Source organism: Cohnella sp. LGH (assembly GCF_017671885.1).
GTDB classification, from domain to species: domain Bacteria; phylum Bacillota; class Bacilli; order Paenibacillales; family Paenibacillaceae; genus Cohnella; species Cohnella phaseoli.
Genome location: NZ_CP072117.1, coordinates 704,142 through 721,593 on the forward strand (window position 1 = coordinate 704,142; position 17,452 = coordinate 721,593).

At 55.8% G+C, this 17,452-nt stretch carries 11 protein-coding genes and 1 riboswitch; of the genes, 7 read left to right on the plus strand and 4 right to left on the minus strand.

Features of this window, described 5'->3' with window-relative positions; translation table 11 throughout:
- The first annotated feature begins 179 nt into the window (after window positions 1-179).
- The 6 genes from J4772_RS02805 (at window position 180) to J4772_RS02830 (ending at window position 9,717) form a co-directional block, all read left to right on the plus strand.
- Window positions 180-1,955, plus strand: coding sequence for a sensor histidine kinase (locus J4772_RS02805; protein WP_209074078.1), 1,776 nt, complete (start codon window positions 180-182; stop codon window positions 1,953-1,955).
- The gene (locus J4772_RS02810; RefSeq protein WP_209074079.1) at window positions 1,927-3,600 is read left to right on the plus strand and encodes a response regulator transcription factor; all 1,674 of its coding nucleotides are present in this window, start codon (window positions 1,927-1,929) and stop codon (window positions 3,598-3,600) included. The genes J4772_RS02805 and J4772_RS02810 overlap by 29 nt, the downstream gene beginning before the upstream one ends.
- A gap of 94 nt (window positions 3,601-3,694) precedes the next feature.
- Window positions 3,695-5,404, plus strand: a complete 1,710-nt coding sequence (locus J4772_RS02815) for an extracellular solute-binding protein (RefSeq protein WP_209074080.1) — start codon at window positions 3,695-3,697, stop codon at window positions 5,402-5,404.
- A 69-nt stretch (window positions 5,405-5,473) separates the two neighbouring features.
- Complete coding sequence (locus tag J4772_RS02820; protein WP_209074081.1) at window positions 5,474-6,379, plus strand: ABC transporter permease; 906 nt, start codon at window positions 5,474-5,476, stop codon at window positions 6,377-6,379.
- Between the two features lie 11 nt (window positions 6,380-6,390).
- Window positions 6,391-7,272, plus strand: coding sequence for a carbohydrate ABC transporter permease (locus J4772_RS02825; protein ID WP_209074082.1), 882 nt, complete (start codon window positions 6,391-6,393; stop codon window positions 7,270-7,272).
- A 27-nt stretch (window positions 7,273-7,299) separates the two neighbouring features.
- A complete protein-coding gene (locus J4772_RS02830) occupies window positions 7,300-9,717 on the plus strand; it encodes a glycosyl hydrolase family 28-related protein (protein ID WP_209074083.1) in 2,418 nt (805 codons plus the stop codon).
- A gap of 65 nt (window positions 9,718-9,782) precedes the next feature.
- On the opposite strand, the gene J4772_RS02835 is transcribed toward J4772_RS02830, so the two are convergent.
- The 3 genes from J4772_RS02835 to J4772_RS02845 all read right to left on the minus strand — a co-directional run bounded on the left by J4772_RS02835 (window position 9,783) and on the right by J4772_RS02845 (window position 13,470).
- The gene (locus J4772_RS02835; protein WP_116063951.1) at window positions 9,783-10,277 is read right to left on the minus strand and encodes a C40 family peptidase; all 495 of its coding nucleotides are present in this window, start codon (window positions 10,275-10,277) and stop codon (window positions 9,783-9,785) included.
- A gap of 4 nt (window positions 10,278-10,281) precedes the next feature.
- Window positions 10,282-10,421: riboswitch (cyclic di-AMP (ydaO/yuaA leader) on the minus strand.
- 216 nt (window positions 10,422-10,637) lie between these two features.
- Window positions 10,638-11,453, minus strand: coding sequence for a hypothetical protein (locus J4772_RS02840; RefSeq protein ID WP_116063950.1), 816 nt, complete (start codon window positions 11,451-11,453; stop codon window positions 10,638-10,640).
- A gap of 16 nt (window positions 11,454-11,469) precedes the next feature.
- The gene (locus J4772_RS02845) at window positions 11,470-13,470 is read right to left on the minus strand and encodes a M1 family metallopeptidase (RefSeq protein WP_209074084.1); all 2,001 of its coding nucleotides are present in this window, start codon (window positions 13,468-13,470) and stop codon (window positions 11,470-11,472) included.
- A gap of 200 nt (window positions 13,471-13,670) precedes the next feature.
- Between J4772_RS02845 and J4772_RS02850 the strand changes: the two genes are divergently transcribed.
- The gene (locus J4772_RS02850; RefSeq protein ID WP_209074085.1) at window positions 13,671-15,335 is read left to right on the plus strand and encodes a glycoside hydrolase family 13 protein; all 1,665 of its coding nucleotides are present in this window, start codon (window positions 13,671-13,673) and stop codon (window positions 15,333-15,335) included.
- A gap of 6 nt (window positions 15,336-15,341) precedes the next feature.
- Here the strand turns inward: J4772_RS02850 and J4772_RS02855 are convergent, their stop codons facing one another.
- The gene (locus tag J4772_RS02855) at window positions 15,342-17,435 is read right to left on the minus strand and encodes a HelD family protein (RefSeq protein ID WP_209074086.1); all 2,094 of its coding nucleotides are present in this window, start codon (window positions 17,433-17,435) and stop codon (window positions 15,342-15,344) included.
- Window positions 17,436-17,452: the final 17 nt, after the last annotated feature.

Sequence of the window (17,452 nt, forward strand, 5' to 3'; positions counted from 1 at the left end):
AATCGTCTCCGACAAAACGCATTCATCGTCCAGAGGACGCCGAAGGCGTTTTTGCTTGTTTGCGCCGATATTACGCATAAAAAGTCAAACAAATCATCATAGTGCTAATCCGGTGCCAAGCGAAAGCGACTATAATGAGAAGTTAGACGAATCGCCATTCGACAGGGAGAGACGCCACGATGAACAAATTCAGAATTCCATGGAGAAACTCCGTCTATATGAGAATGCTGCTGCTTTTTATCGCGATTCTGACCCCCGTCTATGTCATTGGGCTGTTGATCTACAACTGGGGGATTCAGGCGGTGAAAGAGCAGGTGTATCAGTCGATGGACTCCCAGACGGCGTATTACCTGAACGAGCTGGAAACGAAGGTCGAACAGATGAAGATTTTGCTGCTCGACAGCCTGAACGACGACAATCTCAACAATCTGGCGACGATCTCTCCGATTATGAAAATTTCCGAACGCCGCAGCGCGATTACGAGATTGCAGCAGCGGCTGTTCGCGATCAAGAGCAGCAGCGAACTGATCGAGGATGTTGCGGCTTATATTCCCGGGACGGATACGCTCGTCTCGGGCGTTTACGGTTACGATAATATCGGACAAGAAGGATTGAAACTACTCGGGCGAACGGGCCAACGGTTCACGACCGCTCCCGAGCTGGACGGGGATACCCTTAAGCTGAGGGCTCCGTTTCCCAACTCCAGAAATCGAAAGCCGCTGTTTCTAGTCGAAGTGACGTTATCGCTAGAGCAGCTGGACAAATCTCTCTCCTACCTGATACAACCGGGACAAGACGAAGATGCCGCATTGATTCGAGCTTTCAGCGGCGAACGGGTCGCGGGAGCGCGGACGGGGACGATCGGCTTTGCCATGAGTACGAGAGAGCCGCCTTTTCCTCCGGCAGCGGACGGCAAAACGTTCGCCGACGTCGAAGGGAGGAGCGTCTTCGCCGTCTATCATTACTCCAAGAAGCTGGACATGACGCTCGTCAAAACGGTGGAGATCGATTCCGTGACGGGGCCGGCTCAAACCTATCGGAAATGGTTGTGGTTTTTCCTCGCGACGGGACTGCTGATCGTGCTATTCTTCTCCGTATCGCTGTATCGTTCCATCCATAAGCCGCTCGTGACGGTGATTCGCGCTTTCGGCAAGCTGCAGGCGGGCGATCTGAAGGTGCGCATTCATCGCAGGAACAAGGACGATTTCAACTACTTGTACGCGCATTTCAACCGGACGGTCGAACAGTTGAATTCCTCTATTGATCAAGCGTACAGGCAGACGATATTGGCGCAAAGGGCCGAGCTCAAGCAGCTGCAGGCGCAGATCAATCCGCATTTTCTGTACAATAGCTTCTTCATGCTGCACCGGATGGTGAAGATGGAGGATAACTCCAAGGCGGTCGTATTTTCCAAAAAGCTCGGAGAGTTTTTCCAATTCGTTACGCGCAATAGCGAGGACGAGATTTTGCTGACTAAGGAAGCGGAGCACGCTCGAATCTACTCCGATATCCAGGCCATGCGTTTCGTCAGCCGACTGCAGATCGACATTGAACCGCTTCCGGCGTGGATTCAGCATTGCTATGTGCCGCGGATGATTTTGCAGCCTCTCATTGAGAACGCGATTGAACACGGCATGCGGAACAAGGAGAAGGATGGCCGAATCCGTATCTCGTACGGGAGAGACGGGGAGCGCTTCGTCGTTGCGATCGAGGATAACGGAACGGGGATGGACGAGGAGACGAGAGGCCGGCTCGAACGCAGCCTTGATGAGCAGTCTCTAGGGCAAGAGACGGAAATTACCGCACTGATCAACATTCATCGTCGACTGCGGATCAAATTCGGTCCGGATAGCGGCCTCGGATTCGAAACCACCCCGGGCGGCGGTCTGACGGTGCGCGCGACGATTGATTTTGGAGGGGAAAAGCATGTATCGGATATTGCTGGTGGACGATGAGAGGCACGTGCTGGATTGGATTTCGGAGCTGCTTGGCGAACTCGACGGGCACGAGCTGGATGTGTACAAAGCCGAAACCGTGACGGAAGCGCTCGCTTGGCTGAACCGCTGCAGAGTGGATATCGTCGTCTCCGATATCGCCATGCCCGGAATGACCGGACTCGAACTGCACGGCAAAATCCGCGAGCGTTGGCCGGAGTGCAAAGTCATTTTCTTGACGGGGTACACCGACTTCGAATTTGCTTACCAGGCCGTTAAGAATGAGGCAGTCGGATATATTCTGAAAACCGAGGATGACGACGTCATCGTCGAGACGGTGCGCAAAGCGATTGTCCAGATCGAGGAAAGCGAACGAAAAGAACGGCTGGTGCGGCAAGCGGAAGAACGGGTCAAAGCGGCGATACCCATGCTGCGCAACGAAGGCTTGGCGGCTTTGTTGCGAGGCGAACCCGGCACCTTCGAAGATAGAGAAGCGATGTTTCGGGATTTGGAAATCGCTTTGGATCCGGGAAAGCCCGTTATGGCGGCGGTCTCCCGATTGGATGAGCGCAGGCAAGAGGGCGGCGACGGGACGCAAACCTCGAGAGTGTCCGCTCTCAGGTTCGCGGTTGCCTGCGTGTGCGATACGTTGGAAGGTAGAAACGCGAAGCTCGCGCACGCGACAGTCGACGGAGATTTGGTCTGGCTGGTTCAGTTCGATTCCGGAGCGGGACTGGAGGAACCGGTGTCGTCCAAGCTGCTTATGGAGACGTTGGACGAGGCTCACACGGTTTGCCGGGAGAGCTTGGGACAGTCGCTGTCCACCGTCATGGCGGAAGGAGGAGTGTCATGGGCGGAACTTGCACTCCGCTACCCGAAGCTCCAACAAGGACTTGTTCGGCAAATGCTTTATGCAAGCGGATTCATCATGCTGGAAGGGGGGCTTGCGGACCGCGGCCGGGAATCTTCGGAAGAAGGCATCTCTGTCGCCAACGTTCCTATCGAACGCAACAGATGGGACGCTTTGCGAGCCGATCTGGAAAAAGGAAATCGAGAGCGTTTTATGAGAGGTTTGGAGGAAATCGAACAATTGACGAGAAGGGGGCAGCTAAGCTTGCAGGACTCTGCCGGCTTGGAAGCGTTCGGGCATCTTTCTCTGCTGCTTCTATCCGCTATGAACCGCTGGGAAATGCGGGAGCTAAGCTCGGACGCATCGCTTGTCGGGAAGCTGGCTAGCGCGGAGAGGCATAGCTCTTTGCAGGAAGCTTTCTCCTTTGTCCGGGAGAAGGCGGACGCGATCTTCGACCGTCTCGGGGAGAAACGGGAGCACGGGGAATACAAAGTGATCGAATATGTGAGAGAGTATATCTCGCAGCATTTGCATAAAGGGATTTCCCTCGTCGAATTGGCGGAGGCGGTATACTTCAATCCCTCCTATCTCTCTCGGCTATTCAAGGAAGCCACAGGTCGGAGCGTTACGGCTTACTTGGCGGATCTACGCTTAGAGAGGGCGGTAGCGATGCTGCGCGAAAATTGCAAAATCGGCGATATCGCAGCCGCGGTCGGCATCGACTCTCCGGCTTATTTCTCCAGGTTTTTCAAGAAAATGACGGGTCGCACGCCGCAGGAATACCGGGAGGAATTCATTCTGGGCAACAGGTCATGAGAAGTCAACGAAGTCATGAGAATCCCGTTACGCGGAAGCAAGCGGATGCTTTACGATGGCTGTAGGGCCCTGAATACGAACATGGAGTGAGATCATGAGAAAAGGAACTAGAGCAGCATTTATCGCATTCGTCTGCGCCGCGACGCTGACGATCAGCGCTTGCGGAGGAGAGAACGGCAATGGCAAAGGAAATGCCGGTTCATCCAGCGCGCCGTCGGCTTCTCCGAGCGGGAGCGCTTCGAACGCTCAGCCTTCCGCCGGAGCGGCGGACAAGTACGATCCGCCGATCGAGATCTCTTTGGTAGGCGTAACGGACGACACGCTTGAAGGCGTGCTGGCCAAGCTGTCCGGAGAGACGTTCGAGAACAACCGATGGTCGAAGCTATACGAAGATCAATTAGGCATTACCTTCAAATACGACTGGATCGCCAAAGGTCCGGATCAGTTCAAGCAAAAAATGAACGTTTCCCTTGCTTCCGGAGACGTGCCGGATTTCATCCAGGTCGATGCGACCGAGCTAAAGCAACTGCAAGAGGCTGACTTGATCATGGATTTGCGGGACGTGTACGAGAGCAACGCGGCTCCTTTGACGAAGGAAGTGTTGACGCAGGATGGACAGGCGCCGTTCGACGCGGCGACGATCGACGGCAAGCTGATGGGCATCCCCAATATTCGCTCGTCTATTGATATGGCCCAGTTCGTCTGGATTCGAACGGATTGGCTGCAGAAGCTGAATTTGCCGGAGCCGAAGACGCTGCAGGACGTCGTGGCGATCTCCGAAGCGTTCGCGACCCAAGATCCGGACGGCAATAACAAAGCGGACACCGTCGGTCTGCTGCTTCAGAAGGATCTGTTCGGCGGCTTCGCCGGACTGGAGGGTTTCTTTAACGGCTTCCACGCTTACCCGACGATCTGGGTCGAAGACGAATCGGGCAACTTGGCGCACGGAAGCACCCGACCGGAGACGAAGGCCGCGCTCGCCGAACTCCAGCGGATGTTCAAGAACGGGCTTCTGGATCAGGAGTTCGGAGTCAAGGATTGGGGCAAGACGGCGGAGACCGCTTCCGCCGGCAAGGTAGGCGTGTCCTTCGGCCAGCAATGGCTGAGCGCTTGGCCGTTCCAGTCCAATCACGACAACGATCCGAATGCGGTATGGAAAGGCTATCCGCTTCTTTCCGCGGACGATAAGCCGGCGCGCCCGGAGATCAGTCTAGGAACCTATCAGTATTGGGCTGTGCGCAAGGACGCTAAAAATCCCGAAGCTCTGCTCAAGATGTTTAATGCGTACATCGAGAAGAACTGGGGAGAGACGGCGGAATTCGGAACCTACTACTTGCCGGGGGACGCCGAAGGAACTTGGAAGCTGTCGCCCGTCACTCCGGAGCCGCCGAACAAAAACCTGGACGCGTATCTGACGATCGCCGAGGCGGCGGCAAACGGCAAACTGGCGGAGCTGACCGGAGAAGCGAAGGTGATTCAAGACAAAATCGCCGAGTACAAGAACGGCAACGAGAAGCTGTGGTCTTGGGCGGCGGGGTACGACGTTGACGGCGTATACGGAGTGATGAAGCAGTACAAGGAGTCGGACCGCTTCATGATGAACAAGTTCGTCGGAGCGCCGACCGAGACGATGGCGGAGAAGAGCGCAACGCTCGGCAAGCTGACGAACGAGACGTTCACCCGGATCATTCTGGGAGAGCTTCCGATCGATGCGTTCGATACGTTCGTACAGGATTGGAATAAGCTGGGCGGCGAGCAGATTACAAAGGAAGCGAACGAGTGGTATCGGGCGAGCAAGTCGTAATCCGGGCACAGGGAAGGGGACGCCTCCCTTCCCTTGTTTTCTTTGGCAACGTGAAGGAGGCTTTCAACGATGATCAAATCTAGAGCGCTGTCGCGCAATCTGCCGCTTCACCTGATGATTTTGCCCGGACTGCTGCTCGTGCTCATATTTTCCTACGTCCCTATTCTAGGCACGTACATCGCTTTCCAGAAGTTCATTCCCGCAAAAGGGTTTTTCGGGGATCAGGCCTGGATCGGATGGGATAACTTCCGCTATGTGCTCGATCTGCCGGGTATTTTTCAGGTGCTGTGGAACACCGTATTCATCGCGGTGATGAAAATGGTCGCCGGCATCGTCGTACCGCTTACGGTGGCGCTGCTGCTGAACGAGCTTCGCAACCAGGCGATCAAGCGAAGCGTGCAGACGCTCATTTATTTGCCTCATTTTCTATCCTGGATTATTTTGGGCGGAGTGCTTGTGGACCTTCTGTCTCCTTCCTCCGGACTGGTGAATCAAGCGCTTGGCGCTTTCGGCATCAAACCGATCTTTTTCTTAGGCAGCAACGACTGGTTTCCTTATACGATGGTGATTTCGGATGTCTGGAAGGAATTCGGCTTCGCGACGATCGTATATTTGGCCGCATTGACCGGCATCGATCCGCAGCAATACGAGGCGGCAATCATCGATGGGGCGAGCCGTTGGAAGCAGACTTGGCACGTTACGCTGCCGGGCATGCGGATGATTATCGTGCTGATGGTTGTGCTGAGCCTCGGGAACGTGCTGAACGCCGGCTTCGACCAGATCGTGAACCTGTACAGCGCCCAAGTATACGCGAGCGGCGATATCATCGACACGCTGGTTTATCGGCTCGGGCTGCAGCAAGCCCAATACGGCGTTGCGACCGCGGTCGGGTTGTTCAAATCGGTCGTATCGTTCCTGTTCATCTCTGTCGCGTATTACGCGGCTTACAAATTGGCGGATTACCGCATCTTCTAGGAGGAATCTACGTGCTTGGACAATCGACGGGCGCCAGGCTATTCTCCGCGTTTAATGCGGTTTTCCTGATCGCCTTATCGCTGCTGTGCATCGCGCCGCTCGTCCATATCGCCGCCGTATCGCTCAGCTCAAGTTCGGCCGTGACCGCGGGGTGGGTGAGGTTCTGGCCGGTCGATTTTACGCTGGACTCTTATCGGTTCGTGATGACGCGGGGGGAAATCTGGAGCTCCATGTGGGTGACGTTGCAGCGGGTGGCTCTCGGCGGCGGATTGAATTTGCTGCTGACGATTCTGATCGCCTACCCGTTATCGAAGGAGTCGGCTACATTCCGCTCGAGAACCGGGTATGCCTGGTTTTTCTTTTTTACGATGCTGTTCTCCGGAGGGCTTATTCCGTGGTACATGGTTATCCGCCAGCTTGAGCTGCTGGATTCAATCTGGGCGCTGGTGCTCCCGGCGGGCGTGCCGGTCTTCAACGTCGTGCTGATGCTGAACTTCTTCCGCCAACTGCCCAAGGAGCTGGAGGAAGCGGCATTCATGGACGGGGCCGGGCATTGGACCACGTTGTGGAAAATCTATTTGCCCGCCGCATTGCCCGCTCTGGCTACCGTATCGTTGTTTGCGGTCGTCTGGCATTGGAACAGCTGGTTTGACGGGCTCATCCTCATGAACCGTCCTGAGCATTATCCGTTGCAGAGCTACCTGCAGACGGTCATTATGCAGCGGGACATGACGTTCATCCAGCATTTAAGCCGAGCCGAGCTCGCGATCGTATCGGACCGCACGATTAAATCGGCGCAAATTCTGATCGCGACGCTGCCGATCGTGTTCGTTTATCCGTTCCTGCAAAGGTTTTTCGTAAAAGGAATCGTGCTCGGAAGCGTAAAAGGTTAACCAATTACCAGAATCGAGGGGAAACGAATGAAAAAGTTCGCGATTTGGTTTACGGTTTTGGCGTTGCTGTTGACTGGTTATGGGCTGCGCGGCAGCGGGGTTGCCTCCGCGGCTGAAACGGTACTGCTGTCGGAGGGCTTCGAGAGCGGGACGATGACCGGCTCGAAGCTGACGCTCGGAGCGCCCTACGGCAGTCTGACGTCCGCCGCGACGGAGAAGCTGGCCGGTGCATATTCCGTCAAGGGCTCGAGTGCGAACGGCCAGCAATGGGCGGAGTTTCTGAAGCTTGAACAGGGGGAGCTTCCGCTTACGCCGCAGAAAACGTATACGGTCAGCTTCAAGTATCGCGTTCTGACCCCGGAGCCTGCGGGAGAGTTCTTCTATCTCTACGGAAAGCTGGACGGCACTGGCGAAACGGTAGGGTTTAACTTCAACGGCGCAGGGGAGGTCGTCTGGCGGACCGAGCAGCTTGCGACCGACCACGTCCGAGTGACCGGGCAAGCCTCCGAGCGGCTGGCGCAAATGAGCTTTACCGCCAAGGGGAGCGGGGACTATGCTTGGGTATTCGGCATTCACAACGGCGGAGCTCTCGTCGTCGACGACATCAAAATAAGGGAAGGCGGATTAGAAGCGCTTCCGCCGGAACCCGTCGACACGGCTGCTCCGGAAGGATTCGAGAACGGGCAAACGACCGGCACCGTGTGGACAACGCTGAATGGCGGAGCGGTCTCTAACGATGCGGACAAGCGAATTAACGGACAATACGTCGTCAAAGCGTCGGCGGGAACGACGGAGGAGTGGAAGGAGTTTCTGACTTCGGATTCCGAGAAGCTGAAGCTGACGGCGAATACCCAGTATACGATAACGTTTAAGTACAAAGCGTTCGCAGCGGAGCCCGTGGACGGCTTCTACTACTTGTATGCAAAATCCGCATCGACGGGGACAGTATCCGGCTTTAACTTCAGCGGCGGACATGATGTACTATGGCGAAGCTCGGACGTAGCGGCCGGGGATGCTCAGATTGTCGACCGCGGCCAATACCGGGTAGCGAGGCTGACCTTCACGACGGGCGCGGCCGACGATTATGCGTTGACCTGGGGCATTCGCAAGGGAGGCGGGATCGCCATCGACGATATTTCTGTCGCTCGCGGCAGCGTTCCGATTCCAACCTCCGGAGAGTACCGGATCGGCTATGCTAACGTGGCGGATTATGGAGCGATCCCGGACGATGGAATGGACGACACTGCGGCGTTCAAACAAGCGATCGCCACCGGGAAGAGTGTCTTCGTACCTGCGGGAACCTATCATATTAAAGAGACGCTGCAGATTCAGAATCAGAACTTCGTCGGCTCGGGCATGTTCGTCTCCCGACTTATCGCCTCTAACGCCAATCCGAAGGCTCCGATTCTGAAGGCGGGAAGAACATCGGTCGTTGCGGACCTTGCTTTAGGTTTCGACAGCGGCTTGATCACGAATCAAGAAGCGATGGGCGACCGCGTCGGCATCTACACGGCGGCGCAATGGTCGCTGCAACGGGGCTCGACGGTTCGCAACGTCAGGATCGAGAATGTGGGAACGGCCATCTACAGCCCGAACGGGGAAGGGGCCGAGTCGTTCTCGGTCACTTACGATACATTGGAAATCGAGAACTTCTCGTATCGGGGAATCGATTTCCGTTCGACGATCCGTACGGGCAACGTGTTCAATAACATTTATTTGAAGTCGGATCGTCCGAACGTCGACGTTCCCTTCGCCTTGACCGGAGAAGAGAGCGAGACGGTCATCAATCAGTTGAACGTTGAGCATACGAAGGTCAACACAGCTGTACTGTTGGAAGGCGTCTATGCTTTGGCGGCTTCGACATTCCATATCGAAGGAGTCACCTTGCGAAATGCGAATACGGGATACGTTACGGTCAATAACAGCTCCGGTTCAATCGAAAGCCTCTCGGTCTACTATTCCCCGATTGAGAAGAGCGGCGTGAGCATCGTCCGGGTCGGCAACAATCGTTACGGAACGGGCATGTCGTCCTTCGAGCCGGAGTCCGTCGGGTATTTGCGGATCGGAACGTTGCATGTCAAAGGACTGAACGACCCCAACGCTCAATTGCATGGAGCGAAGACAGGAGGCCTCGCCCGCGCGGATGCGGCCGGGTTCGTCTTCTTCGACAGAGCGGCGAACGCCCTGGGCGAGTATTCGGTTCAGCTCGACAATTACGTCTGGTATTCGTTCCAGAACGACCGGAACGTCTATACGCAGTTCCCGGTCGATCCTAACGGCCGAATCTCATTTTTGAAGCTCGGAGCGCTTCCGCTTGTCGGGACGACGGCCAAACGTCCGCTCCACCGAATGATCGCTGGGGTTACGACCTATTACGATACGAATTTGCGTCAATTGCTCCTTTGGGACGGTTCGACATGGATTTCGCTGAACGCGGCCCCCTGACGAAAGATAAAAGAAGTACCGCCACCCAGAGGATGGCGGTACTTCTTTTATGCTCGTGTTCAGGATTACTGTTTTGCGACTGCCTCGGCTTCGATTTCCGTTGCGATCTTCTCATAGGTATCATCGCTGAGGAAACGGCGAGCGCCCAGATAACGTTTCGCGTAGTACTTATCGTCGAGAGAGGTAATCGTTACGCCCTTGGAAGCGGCGTGAGCAAACTTGTTCTTGCCGATGTAGATTCCGACGTGAGAGACGCCGCTACCGCTCGTATTGAAGAATACGAGGTCCCCTGCGCGCAATTCATCGTCGGAAATCTTCGAGCTCTTCTCCCAGCCGTACAGATCCCGCGAAGTGCGAGGCAGGTCGATGCCGAGTTGATCGAAGACGTACCCGGTGAAGCCGGAGCAATCGAAGCCCTTCGGGGTCGTTCCTCCGTACTTGTAATCGGTTCCGATCAGCGGCTCGATCGCATTGTCGAGCTTGGAGCTCGCGAATACGCTGCCGACCTGAAAAGCCAAGAGCAGTGCAAGACCAAACAAGAAAACTGACACTTTACGCAAAACCGGCGACTCCTTCCAATGCCTACGAGGTTAGCTTAAGGGTTCGGTAGAAGGTCCCCTATGGCTCCTTTGAAGCAAAGCCAACTCACCCGAAAAGATGGTTCCCCCGTTCCCCGTTTCACGGGAACTCGGCATTTTAAGATTTCTTCAGCTTTATATATTCGGTTATCCTGACGAATTTCCTGCAACTTTTATATTAGAATTCCTTAATCTAGGGACGGACATCGCGTGCGGATATCCTCCTTTCGTCCCAGATTTATCTCGCCGATAATAACGCCAAACCCCGGTCGCGGCCATAATGCGGCGCAACCGGGGGAATGTCCCGGGAGGAATATTGTCGATTGTCGGGACCTGATAAGCTTACGATTTCGCGTCGCCCCATACCTGATGCTGGGAGGCGGCAGTCCACAGCTTGAGCAAGGAGCGCACGAAATGAAAAGCTTGATGCAGCGCCACGGCCAGAAAACCGGACCAGAGCAAGGAGACCGCCCAAGCTGCGGCGGACACGGCCAGACCGATTCCGACCATGATTAACGTGATGCCGAGCAGAGGGAAGGCTCGGCGCAGCGCCAGCCCCAGACTGCTTAACGCTCCTTCTTGCGCAGCCGCTCCGAACTGCATGAACAGACAGAACAGGTGAACGACTAAGCCGTATAGCAGCCAGCAGGCCGCGTAAGGGAGCAGTTCCAGCAGCCAATCCGTCAAGGAGGGCTCTGCAAAAAACCGGCTTTTGGCCATCGGCAGCAGCCATGCGGCAGGAAGAGCCACGAGCGCGCTTTCCATCCAATAGAGCAGGGTTACCGGCTTCCATGCTCTGCGAACTCCCGATAGTACCCGCGTTCCTTCCTCCTCGGCGGAGTGACGGAAGGAGTAGAACAGACCGGCATTGATCAGAGGGGTCAGCACCATTCTCAGGAGAAGCAGCCCGCCAAGCAGCCATAGCGTATCGTCGATGAGGTCGGTCTTCAGCAGGCGGAACTGGGCTTCGATCAGAAACAGGTGTGCGGCGTCGGAGTTCGGATGTTCGTCCGGATAACGCGCGATTACGGGCGTTACGATTGAATCGACGAACCGATACAGGAAAAATCCCCAGAGCAAGCGGTACAGGAACAGGAGAACCAATACATATTTATGCCGGACGGTCATGTCCCATCCCATTTTTAGTCGTTTGCGCATTTTCTTCCTTTCCCCCCTACCAAGCCAAAGCTCCGAACAAGCCTTCTATGATTTGGGCGATGCCGGCTGTATATCGGGTACGCTGCTGCGGCGGAACCTCGGCTTTGAGATAATTGTTGATTTTGCGATTGTCGAGCACGATATGATTGCCGGGATCGATCGCCGCATAGAGCAGCGGGGAGGCCGATTCCAGCTTAAGCTGCACATGGGTCTGAACGCCGTCCCATATTTTGCGCATCGAATGGCCGTCCTGGAATTGCAACCATACCGACACGGGCTCGGGGCTGCCTCCGCTGCGCCGGAGCAGGACGATGCTTTCGTAGCCGTTGTCCGTCTGTCTTGTCTGGATCGCTTCCACCGAGAAATCCGCCATTTCTCCTTTTTGCACATACGCCCTGAAGAAGTCGTCCCACTTTTCTTTCGTAACCGTCTCTACGACTTTCTGGAAGTCCTGAAACGAGGGGTGCTTGAACTTGTGCTTCTGGAAGTAGGTGCGCATAATCTTGCTCATCGTTTTGTCTCCCACTTGACGCTCCAGCGCGGAGAGTACGAGCTTGCCTCTCATGTAGACGTTCTCGGCGTATCTGTCGGAGGAACTGAACTTCCAGGAAGAGAGGTTCAGCGGCTCGGGATGAGTCATATAGCTGGCTTCGACCGGAAGGTTGGGCAGCACTCCGTAAATGCTGGACATCAGCTTATCCTCGGTATAGGACGTAAAGCCTTCGTCCAGCCAAGCCTCCTCGAATTCGTTGGAGGCCACAAGCCCGTACCAGTACTGATGCGCAATCTCATGGACCAGAGTTCGCTCCAACTCGTAGCCGGGATTGTCGTCTTGTGCGGCCGCTCCGGTAACGAGAGTGGGATATTCCATCCCGCCGGCGCCGTTGCCGCTTGCCGGAGGAATGACAACGGAGAGCGTGGAGTAGGGATATTCTCCGTACCATTGACCCAGCTTGGCCAACGCAGACTTGGCGGCATGCATGTAACGATCCTTCAAATGCTGATGAAGAGGGTCTAGATAAAGCTTGATCCGCACACCGGGAATGCCGGGCGAGGAGAACGAATCCTCCACGTAGACGAAGTCCGGAGAAGCCGACCAAGCGAAATCGTGCACGTCGTCGGCGTAGAACTGGAAGCTTTTGCGTCCGCCGGTTACCGCCGGAGTCTTCGTAAGGAAGCCGGTAGCCGCTACCTTGTAGCCATCCGGAACGTTGATGCGTACGCTGTAGATGCCGAAGTCCGCATAAAACTCGGAGTCTCCGTGATACTGGTGCAGATTCCAGCCTTCCGAGGAGCGCCCTCGTGTACCGGCCGTTTCGTAGACGGGGATTTTGGGAAACCATTGTCCCGCCATAACGAAGTTTCCGGTTTTGCCCATGCGCGCGAACACGTCGGGCAACTGCACCGTGAACTTCATGCGCAAGGTGACGGACTCGCCGGGTTTGACAGGCTCGGGCAGTCTGAAGGTCGCCAAGGTGCGATCGGTTCGATTGCCGTCGTCGGGCTGCGCATAATGAACTCTGGGAAGCAGCGTTTCTCCTTCTTCCGTGGTTAGAGCGTTGAGCTCCATCCCGCCGTAGCTGCCATCCTTCATTTTATCTCCTCTAAGTTGGCCGCCCGATTCGCGCAAAAACGTGCTGCCGGGCGAGAACGCGTTGGGATATAGATGAAGGTACATTTCGGAGACGAGTTTGCGCCCCGGGTTTTTCCAGGTCACAATCTGTTCTCCTTGCAGAGTCCCGCTATTCTCATCGAGCGAGACGGCAATATGATATTCCGTTATGCGATTGCTGAGCACGGCGGCCTGCGGTTTCTGCGGAGCGTCCGGTCCGGGGCCTGGCCCCGGCTCTGATTTGGCGTCGATCGCGGGCGGGACGACGGCAAGCTCGGACAAGGATGACGCAGGCAGGGCGTACTGATCGACCCAAGCGTCGGCAAACCCGAATCGGACGGACATAACAAGTACGGCGGCGGCGGCGACGAATAGCAGCATTCGCAGCGAACGGCGCTTAGGCATACGGATAACCCTCCCGTTGACAAGCATCTACGAGATATATATGTGGGTTGTCCGCGGATTATATCTTGAGATTTGCGGCCAAGCTAGGGAGAGTCCGGAGGGAATGAAGGTAACAGTTGACAGGGGATTCGGGCCGACTTAAAATGAGGCATAGTCATTAGTGCAATCGTTTGCACATTGGGAATAAAGGAGCTGGCAGCATGAACGGGAAATGGTGGAAAGAAGCGGTCGCTTATCAAATTTACCCCCGCAGCTTTATGGACGGCAACGGAGACGGAATCGGGGATTTGCCGGGCGTAATTTCGAAGCTGGATTACTTGAAGGAGTTGGGCGTCGATGTGCTCTGGATTTGTCCGATCTATAAATCTCCCAACGACGATAACGGCTACGACATCTCCGATTATCAGGGTATTATGGACGAGTTCGGCACGATGGGGGATTTCGACCGTTTGCTGAACGAGGTTCATGCGCGGGGAATGAAGTTGATCTTGGATCTGGTCATTAACCATACTTCCGACGAGCATCCCTGGTTTATCGAATCCCGATCAAGCCGCGACAACCCGAAACGAGACTACTATATTTGGTCCGACGGAAAGGACGGAGCGGAGCCGAACAACTGGGAGAGCATCTTTAGCGGCTCTGCCTGGGAATACGATGCGGCTACCGATCAGTATTACATGCATGTCTTTTCCACGAAGCAGCCGGATTTGAATTGGGAGAACCCGCAGGTGCGCCGCGAGCTGTACGCGATGGTCAATTGGTGGCTGGACAAAGGCATCGACGGCTTCCGCGTGGACGCGATCTCCCATATTAAGAAGCTTCCGGGTTTCCCGGATATGCCCAATCCGAACAAGCTGCGTTACGTGCCTTCGTATGACGGGCATATGAACCGCGAAGGCATTCATGTTTTCCTGCAGGAACTGAAGCGCGAGACATTCGATAAATACAATATTATGACGGTGGGGGAAGCAAACGGGGTATCGGCGGACGACGTAGAGTTGTGGGTCGGAGAGCGGCAGGGCGCTTTTAATATGATTTTTCAGTTCGAGCATTTGGGACTGTGGCAGAAGACGGCGGACGGTTCCGTGGACGTTCCGGCGCTCAAGAAGGCGCTCACGCGCTGGCAGAAAGGACTCGAGGGAGTCGGCTGGAACGCGCTATTCCTTGAAAATCACGATCAGGCAAGATCGGTATCGACGTGGGGGGACGACCGGGCCTATTGGGAGCAGTCGGCCAAATCGTTCGCGACGATGTATTTTCTCATGCAGGGAACGCCTTTCATCTACCAGGGCCAAGAAATCGGAATGACGAACGTTCAGTTTCCTTCTATTGAGGACTACGATGACGTAGCGATGAAGAACATGTACCGCATCGAGCGAGAAAATGGCAAAAGCCACGAAGAGATCATGAAAATCATCTGGAAAAGCGGCCGCGACAACTCCCGGACGCCGATGCAGTGGAGCGACGCTGAACAAGCGGGCTTCACGACGGGCACGCCTTGGCTGAAGGTGAATCCGAACTATAAGGAGATCAACGTCGAGAAAGAGATGAAGGAGCCGAATTCGATCTATCATCATTACCGGAAGCTGATCGTCCTGCGCAAAAGCAATCCGACGGCGGTCTACGGCGCGTACGATTTGGTTCTGCCGGATCATCGGCAGATCTATGCCTACACCAGAACGCTTGGCGAAGACAGGCTGCTCGTGCTGGCGAACCTCTCGGGCGAAGCCGCCGAATGCAGCCTGCCGGACTCCGTTGCGTATACTTCGGCGGAACTGCTGCTGATCAGCGGAGATTCGGGAGACCGCAGCCTGCGCGATCTCCGTATGGCTCCTTATGAAGCGAGAGTGTATCGGCTAGTCTAGTATCGTTTAGGATTCGGCGAACAGAGGGCTCTGCCGCCCTTGATACATCAGAGTCAGACGGTGAAGCGCGCGCGTGCAGGCGACGTACAGCAGCTTGGCGTCCTGCGGCGCGGCCGCGTAGCGGCGGTCGTCCGCGTCGGCTACAAGCACGGCGTCGAACTCGAGGCCCTTGGCCAGATATACAGGAACGACGGTTATGCCGCCGCGATACTGGGTCTGATTCTCGGAGATCAGGTTCGCTTCGACGCCGGCGCCGCGGAGCTCATCGGCCAGCCGTGCGCAATCGTCGTCTGTACGGCAGACGATCGCGATCGTCTGCATGCCGCGCTCCCGATTATCCTGGATGAAGCGTTCGATACGGGGAAGGCGATCTGCTTCGTCAATCAGGTGAGCGAGCTCGACCGGGTCGCCGCTGCGGAATACAGGGACGGCGGGAGGCAGTCCCGTGCCGGTATGCGGCAGAATGCGGTTAGCGAACTCGATGATTTCAAGCGTTGAACGATAGCTTTGCTGCAGGGCGTGATAGGATCGGTATTCCTCCGCGAATACGTCCGACAGCTCCTCCCAGCTCTGTACGCCGCGATAAGCATGAATGCCCTGAGCCAAATCTCCGAGAATGGTGAACGAAGGCTCGTTCATGAATTGGTTCAACAGGGCGATTTGAAGCGGGGATACGTCCTGCGCTTCGTCCACGACAACGTGGTCGAACACAAGGTTTTCCGCCCCGTTCAAAACATAGTGAATCCACACAAGAGCGGGAAGGTCTTCATGCCGAACCTCGCTCTTTTTTAGATAGGTTTTCGTGCTTTGGACAATGCTTTTCGGAATGTCCGCCGAGTCGTCCGAGGAGAACAAGCGCTGGTAGAAGCTCAAGGCGTCCGCTTTGGGCAATTTGTTCGTGTAGGTCCGAAACCGTTGTTTGCCGGTTTTGGATTTTTCCTTGCGAATTTTCGGGTCTCCGATCTCTCCAAGCTGCATCTCCAACCAGCGATTGATTCTGGCTTTCAGTCTTTCCAGACGCGGGGCGAGCGCGTAGTGACGGTATTCTACCTCGAACCATTCGCGAATTGTAGCGGCGGGCAGAATGCGGCCCGTCCATGGCTCAAAGGGCTGAGGATCGAGAAAATGCGTTTCCAGTCCCTTCAGCTTTTCGTCTAATAGCGCTTTAAAGGCGAGCGAGCCTTTATATCTTCCCGGCGTCTCATCGTTGATCGTCGGCCGTTTGCCTTCGAGTGAGAACCACAGCTCTCCCTCCGTGGCGTCTTTGACCAGCTTGATGCTGCCGCTCAGCCGCTCCAGCGCCCATTCCGCGAACGTCGTCTGCTTGACGTTGCCGACGCCAAGCTCAGGGAGCACGCCGGAAATGTAGTCGAGGAACATCGTATTCGGAGCGAAAATCACCATTCTTTCCGCACGGATCTGCTGCTGATACTGGTAGAGCAGAAAAGCGAGCCGATGCAGCGCGACCGTCGTTTTTCCCGAACCGGCGGCCCCCTGGATGATCAGCGCTTTATGGCGCGGGGCGCGAATGATGCTGTCCTGCTCGGCCTGAATCGTGGACACGATGTCCCGCAGCTTGTTATCCTTCTTGTCCCCGAGCTTGTAGAGGAGGAACTCGTCGTTCAAACCGATGTTGTCGCCTCCCCGCTCGTAGCTGTCGACGATGCGGCCCAGCTTCTGATCGCGGATCGACAAGTTGCGCTTGCGATAGATTTCTCCGTGGATTGTGCCGTCCGGCGCGTCATAGGTGACCGGCGCTTCGCCTCCGGTAAAGGAGTAGAAAAGGCTGGCGACGGGCGCTCTCCAATCGATGACGTACGGCTCTCCCGTCTCTTGAAGATCCATCCCTCTCTTGCCGATATACAGTGGCAGCGGCATGGGTTTGCCGTTCTCCTTGAAATCCAGCCTGCCGAAGTAAGGCTCCTTGCCGAGCAGATCGAGCCTGCGCCGATATTCCTCACGCTTCTCTTCCAGCAGCTGCTCGGTGAAATCCTGTCCCCGGTAGACCGGGCCTATTCCGGCTCTCTGTCGGTCGATTTCCCGGAAGGTATCCTGCAGCCGTTGTTGTTCCTCCCGATAAACCGGGCTTTGCGTATCCATAAGTGCCAATCCTCCCA

Coding starts and splice junctions, on each gene's coding strand:
- J4772_RS02805 (WP_209074078.1), top strand. CDS start 180: ATGAACAAATTCAGAATTCCATGGAGAAACTCCGTCTATATGAGAATG.
- J4772_RS02810 (WP_209074079.1), top strand. CDS start 1,927: ATGTATCGGATATTGCTGGTGGACGATGAGAGGCACGTGCTGGATTGG.
- J4772_RS02815 (WP_209074080.1), top strand. CDS start 3,695: ATGAGAAAAGGAACTAGAGCAGCATTTATCGCATTCGTCTGCGCCGCG.
- J4772_RS02820 (WP_209074081.1), top strand. CDS start 5,474: ATGATCAAATCTAGAGCGCTGTCGCGCAATCTGCCGCTTCACCTGATG.
- J4772_RS02830 (WP_209074083.1), top strand. CDS start 7,300: ATGAAAAAGTTCGCGATTTGGTTTACGGTTTTGGCGTTGCTGTTGACT.
- J4772_RS02840 (WP_116063950.1), bottom strand. CDS start 11,453: ATGCGCAAACGACTAAAAATGGGATGGGACATGACCGTCCGGCATAAA.
- J4772_RS02845 (WP_209074084.1), bottom strand. CDS start 13,470: ATGCCTAAGCGCCGTTCGCTGCGAATGCTGCTATTCGTCGCCGCCGCC.
- J4772_RS02850 (WP_209074085.1), top strand. CDS start 13,671: ATGAACGGGAAATGGTGGAAAGAAGCGGTCGCTTATCAAATTTACCCC.
- J4772_RS02855 (WP_209074086.1), bottom strand. CDS start 17,435: ATGGATACGCAAAGCCCGGTTTATCGGGAGGAACAACAACGGCTGCAG.